The organism is Gelidibacter sp., from assembly GCF_039916245.1.
Lineage (GTDB): Bacteria > Bacteroidota > Bacteroidia > Flavobacteriales > Flavobacteriaceae > Gelidibacter.
The window spans coordinates 1-5812 of the sequence record NZ_JBDSLS010000245.1; the positions used below are offsets into that span (position 1 = coordinate 1).

The window sequence follows — 5812 nt, forward strand, 5'->3', positions numbered from 1 at the left end:
TTGGGAGTCACTTTTCTGACCTCAATATCACAATCCGATTTATAGAGCACTAAAAAGTGTTGATTGTTATCAAAAATCAGCGCATTTATTGGCGCTGCATTAGCCAGGATGCCGTCTTCCTTTTCAACTTTCACATCTACGAGCATGCCCGGCATTAGTTTGCCGTCCGTATTATCCATGACGATACGGGCTTTTAAAACCCGTTCGTTGGAATCAAAAACTTGTGAAATGGAACTGATTTTGCCCGAAAATACATCGTTAGGATAAGCCACAGCAGATATTTCCACAGGCATATCCTTCTTGACATACGGAATATTACCCGCATAAATATTGGCCATGATCCACACCTCACTTAAATCGGAAATTGTAAAAAGCGGATCACTTTCTGCAGAAATTTGTGTTCCAGAAGCCACATTTTTAATAATAATAGTACCTGAAGCTGGTGCTTTTATCTGAAATACGCCACGTTCACTGCTCGCGCTGAATAAATTTAGTTGTGCATTTGTATTTTGTAATTCTGCTTTAAGAATATCAAGATTACTTTGCGCTTCAATCAAATCCCGTTGCGAAGCTATTTTATCGTGATGCATTTCTTGAACCGATTCCAACTCCCGTTGCGCGACCAGAATTTGAGATTGAAGGCTTGTCTTTTGCGAACTCAAACTACTTAATTCGCTACTCATCATTTCTAAAAGTAACTGTCCTTTTTTCACTTCTTCGCCTAATGTAAAATAGGTTTTAGTGACGACACCACTTACCAAGCTCACAAAATGTACGACGTTATCTGGGTTGGATTCCACAATGGCATTTAACAAAATCGACTCTGAAATCGGACTTTTTTTAACAGGCACTTTTATGATATCGTCTTTCATAAAGTCATTGAGGCAAAAGCCTGTTTTGTCTACTATTACGCTTTCTTTTTTATTTTGCGAACAGCTACTGACAAGCATCAGCAGGCATGCAAAAACATAAAAAGGATTTATTTTTTTGATATGCATTTTTTTAAAGTTGTATACGTTCATGATGTTTAAATTTCTTTTCCAATACTATATTGAAGCGTTTCTAAATGGAGATGAATTTCTTTTTTGGACTCGAGGATAATTTTTTTGTTTTCCAGATATGCCTGTTGAAAGTCTAAATACTGCAACATGCTGATGTTGCGATTGACAAAATTTCGGGTGTAACTTTCAAAGATGTCGTCCAAATCCTTTTCAAAATCAACATCGATCGTTTCGTAAAATGCTATTGCAGCGAGGAAATCTTTATAATTCTGATTGAATTCAGCTTGGGCACGCAAACGGATGTCATTGTAACGCAGACTTGTATTTTCAATACCCAATTGTGCATGCTTAATAGCACCTTGATTTCTATTAAAAACAGGCAAGTCGATGGACAATCCGAAGCCAAAGAAGCTCGGCCAAACTCCACCACCGCGATCATAGGAGGCATTCAAACTCACATCTGGAATAGCTTGTGCTTTTTCATAAATCAACAAGCTCTTGAACTGCTCATTTTCCAACTCAGTTAGCTTAACGTCTGGTCTATTTGCTAAAATTTCATCTTGAACATTTAATAGCGCGATACTTTGAAGTTTTTGAAGATCTGGCGTGAAATCGTCTTCCAATACAAATAAAGTGGTTTGACCTGTCAGACTTAGGAGAATCTTGAGCTCCTTTTCCTTTTCGTTTCGCTCTTTGGAAAGCTCATTTATTTCTTTGGACAGTTCAAATTGCAAGGTTTGAAGTCGCATATAATCACCCTTACTTATATGATTGTTTTCAAGTTGTTTTTTATACGCTTGTAAAAGGTTTTGAATCAAATCACTTTGCTTAAAAAACACCTTACTATATAACTGCAAATACTGTAACTCTGTAAGGGTGTTTCTAAAATCGTATTTTAATTGACGTAATAGCTCTTCAAATTCCTGTTGAGCGACATTGACGCCTACTTTTTCAAGGTTAACTTGCTTTTTACGTTTTCCAGCCGTCAGGATCTGTTGCTCCAACTGCACTGAAAACTGAGTGTTTTTAGCAGCGCTTCCAAACACCTGCGGCAAGGGTTCATCTAAATAAGACAGCTGCTTGTTGGTGGCCCATAAGTTCACATCGTCCAACGATAAATTGGGGTTGGGCCAAAGTTTGGCTTGTAAGACCATAGCTTCTGCCTGGTCAATTTTAAATTTTTCTGCCAGCAATAACAGATTTTGCTCTAAGAAAACTTCTTCATACTGCTGTCGACTTAATTTAAGAGTATCGATTTGCTGAGCTTGAGCAAATGCATCTGAGTTTATGCTCATCAATAAGCCTACTAAAACATACACCTTGAAGTAATGCATGTTGCGAGTTCGTTTTTTATCTTTCCATTTCATGTTGGCAAAAGACTTAAAAACGACCTTAAAAAGACCTTAATACGGATAAAGTTTAGCTTAATGTTTCTTAGGAAATCAACCCTGCTGTAATGGGAAAATGACAGAAAAGTTATTTAAATTCTTTTCGTCCGTAGTATAAGAAATAACGCCGTTGTGCTGGGAAATAATTTTATGGATAAAAACAAGCCCTAAACCAAACCCCGATTTGCCTTTGCTATTCTGCCCTCTGAAGAAATGTTGAAACAGATATTTTTGTTCATCTGTGGTAATAACTGGCCCTTTATTGATGAAGTCGATTTGAAGTTGATTCGGCGACGTTATAATATGAATATTCCCTTCATTGTTAGAACTGTAATGAATGGAATTTACCATGAGATTCATAAAGGCGGCCTTTAAAAGTCGGGCAGAACCTTGAATAGTCAAAAAATCCTCATTATCCGTCGGCCCCATATAATCCAATGAAAATTCAAAATTTGGATAGAGTTGTGCTAATTCATCGATCGTGTCGAAAATAAGCTCATCCACTCGGATTTTCGTTTTCGGAATGCTTTGACCAGCATCGGTTTTAGAGAGTTCCAATAACAGATTAATAATCTCACTTAAATTTTTAGTATCTTCTTTTTGACGCCCGATTTGCGCTTTTAAAACCTGCAAATCCGTTTCGTTTTCCATGCGCTCAAAATTGGAAACCAAGACGGCAATCGGTGTTTTTAATTCATGTGAAATATGATTGATGGCATGTTTTTGAAAGGAAACCGCTTCCTTCATCCGTTTCATCAGCTTATTGAATTGTTCAGCCAACACCACAATTTCATTCTCCGAACGCTTCACTTCAATAGGAATATAAAGGGTATCAAAATTATAATCTGTGATTTTTTCGGTAATATCGACAATGGGCTCGGCTATAATTCGAGATAGATAATAAGCGATTAAAATAACCACTAGTGCAATGCCCAAAAAAGTAAAAATTAGCACATAGCGCAAAAAATCCAGTTTAGAATATCCCGATTCATCAAAAGCCTTATTGATACCGTAGTAGGTCTTATTATTATACTTGACGTACACCCCAACCACATCGTATAAATCATCCTTAGTTTCCAACCATGGATGAGCTACGGTTAGCACATTCAAGATACTAACTACCTCCTTCTCAGGGATCTGCAAATCGTCAATGCTGGAATAAATGAGTTCTTTGGCATGATCAAAAATCAAAAGTTTTTCGTCATAAAACTCATTGATGCTGATCCGATCCATAGCTTGGATGATAGATTCATCGGCCTGTTTAATCTCCGTCAGAAATTTGATGGTAGACGTAATTTTCTGCTTCTGTTTTTGTTGAAATTCCTCTTCCCGATATTCGTAGAAAAGTGTGTAAATAAAAAACAAGGTCATGCCCAACAAAATAATGATGGTCGCAGAAAAGTACAGTAAAATCTTCCTTCTAATACTCATTAATCCTCAAAATAATAGCCGTACCCTATTCTGGTTTTTATAGATTCTTTTCCAAATGGACGATCAATTTTTTTACGTAAGAAATTGATATAGACCTCGATGGTATTGGTGTTGGCATCAAATGATCTGCCCCAAATTTGTTGGACTAAAGTTTGCTTGGAAACAATTTCGCCTTTGGATTCCAATAATTTCAAAAGAATTTGATATTCTCGCGGGGTTAATGCAATGTCGATGCCTTGTCGGCTAACTTCTTTTAAAGTGGTGTTTAATTGAAGATCTCCTGCAATTATTATGGCGTTTTCTTTTGTGGCTGCAGCAGTATTTTGGCTTCTTTTAATCAGCGAATTGATTTTCAAAATCAACTCGCGCATATAAAAGGGTTTGGTAAGATAATCGTCTGCACCCATTTCATAACCTTGTACTTTATCTTCCAATTCAGAAAACGCCGAAATCATTAATATTGGTGTAGATGTGTTATGGGTTCTAAAATCTTTAGCCAAGTCAAAACCATTCTTTCCTGGTAAATTAACATCTAGTAAAATACAATCAAAATGCGATTTATTAAGAATTCTTTCTGCCAAAAGCCCATCATAAACTGTTTCTACCTGCATGTTTTCAGTAGTTAAAGCATCTTTTAAATTTGTATTCAGCTCTGGATCATCTTCTATAATTAGTATTTTTTTCACTTTATATGTTATTTTGGAATACTCAAAATTAAGTAATATAAAATAGATGACGTAATCATGTCGAGCTCCTTACGCGCTCTATCGATTAAAAACCTAACCACATCGAGCGATCCGTCTAAAGAACAAAATAGGAGCTTTTTAAAGCAAAAGATAAATCCTACATTTGCATCACACTAAAAAAAGCATCGGCATATTTTTCAGATTTGGTTATACAGATTTTGCCGAAATTTATTTTAGAAGACCCATCTTATAACCTACCAATAAACATCAGGTATGATAGCAAATAAAACTGATTATCTTGAGCTCATTAAAAACAAAAAGTGGCGTAAACTCAAAAGTTCGCTGCAAGATTTGGATGCTATTGAAGCTGCAGATTTGGTTGAAAGTTCCTCAAAAACCAATCAGATAATTTTATTTAGATTATTATCCCGGCAACAAGCCAAGGAAGTTTTTAAGATGCTCAACCATTCTGAACAAGAAGCAGTTATAGAAGGATTGGCTGAAAACCTACAAAAATTAGCTCGCTTACTCAATGATATTGAGCCGGATGATAGAACTGCGTTTTTTGAAGAATTACCTGGCGATATTGCACAGAAATTAATACAAAGACTAACGCCAGAAGAGCAGAAAATTACGGTTAAACTATTAAGTTATCCTAAGGATAGTATCGGTCGTTTAATGACCACGGAGTTTGTTGCCATAAAAGCAGATTTTACAGTAGCTGAAGCTTTTGCGCATATCAGAACGCACGGGAAGCACTCTGAAACTTTAAACGTTATTTATATTGTTGATGACGAATGGAAACTGATAGACGACATTGAGATTAAGGATTTGATTTTTGCCAGTCCGGAGGAAATTATTACTAACCTTATTGATCATCGGTTTGTTTCTCTATATGCTTTAGACGACCAGGAAACTGCCATTCAGGTTTTTAAAAATTACGATCGTGTGGCCTTACCGGTTTTGAGCAAAGATGGTGTGCTTTTGGGTATCGTGACGTTCGACGATATCATGGACGTTATTGAAGAAGAGTCCACTGAAGATTTCCACAAGTTTGGATCGGTTCAAAATGCCGGTAAAAACCCACTTAAGGAGGGTATTTTCAACCTTTATAAAAACAGGATTGTTTGGTTGGTTCTTTTAGTGTTTATGAATGTTTTTTCAGGAGCTGCTTTAGCTGGTTTTGAAGATATTATTCAATCCTTCGTTGCCTTGGTATTCTTTTTACCCTTACTGATTGATAGTGGTGGTAATGCAGGTTCGCAATCGGCCACCCTTATGATTCGTTATTTAGCCTTGGGCGAAA

5 protein-coding genes are annotated in these 5812 nt (G+C 36.5%); 1 reads left to right on the forward strand and 4 read right to left on the reverse strand.

Annotation, left to right across the window (positions count from 1 at the left end):
* The 4 genes from ABIQ28_RS12990 to ABIQ28_RS13005 all read right to left on the reverse strand — a co-directional run.
* Positions 1 to 998 (reverse strand): efflux RND transporter periplasmic adaptor subunit (locus ABIQ28_RS12990; protein ID WP_348037986.1); only part of this gene is annotated, 998 nt, incomplete at its 3' end.
* A 29-nt stretch (positions 999 to 1027) separates the two neighbouring features.
* Positions 1028 to 2335 carry a TolC family protein gene (locus ABIQ28_RS12995; protein ID WP_348037988.1) on the reverse strand — a complete coding sequence of 436 codons (1308 nt, stop codon included), beginning with the start codon at positions 2333 to 2335 and terminating at the stop codon, positions 1028 to 1030.
* Positions 2336 to 2443: 108 nt separating this feature from the next.
* A complete protein-coding gene (locus tag ABIQ28_RS13000; RefSeq protein WP_348037990.1) occupies positions 2444 to 3820 on the reverse strand; it encodes a HAMP domain-containing sensor histidine kinase in 1377 nt (458 codons plus the stop codon).
* Positions 3820 to 4506, reverse strand: coding sequence for a response regulator transcription factor (locus tag ABIQ28_RS13005; protein WP_348037992.1), 687 nt, complete (start codon positions 4504 to 4506; stop codon positions 3820 to 3822). The genes ABIQ28_RS13000 and ABIQ28_RS13005 overlap by 1 nt, the downstream gene beginning before the upstream one ends.
* 273 nt (positions 4507 to 4779) lie before the next feature.
* On the opposite strand from ABIQ28_RS13005, the gene mgtE reads away from it, so the two are divergent.
* Positions 4780 to 5812, forward strand: a 1033-nt coding sequence (gene mgtE, locus ABIQ28_RS13010) for a magnesium transporter (protein ID WP_348037994.1), incomplete at its 3' end; no start/stop codon positions are given.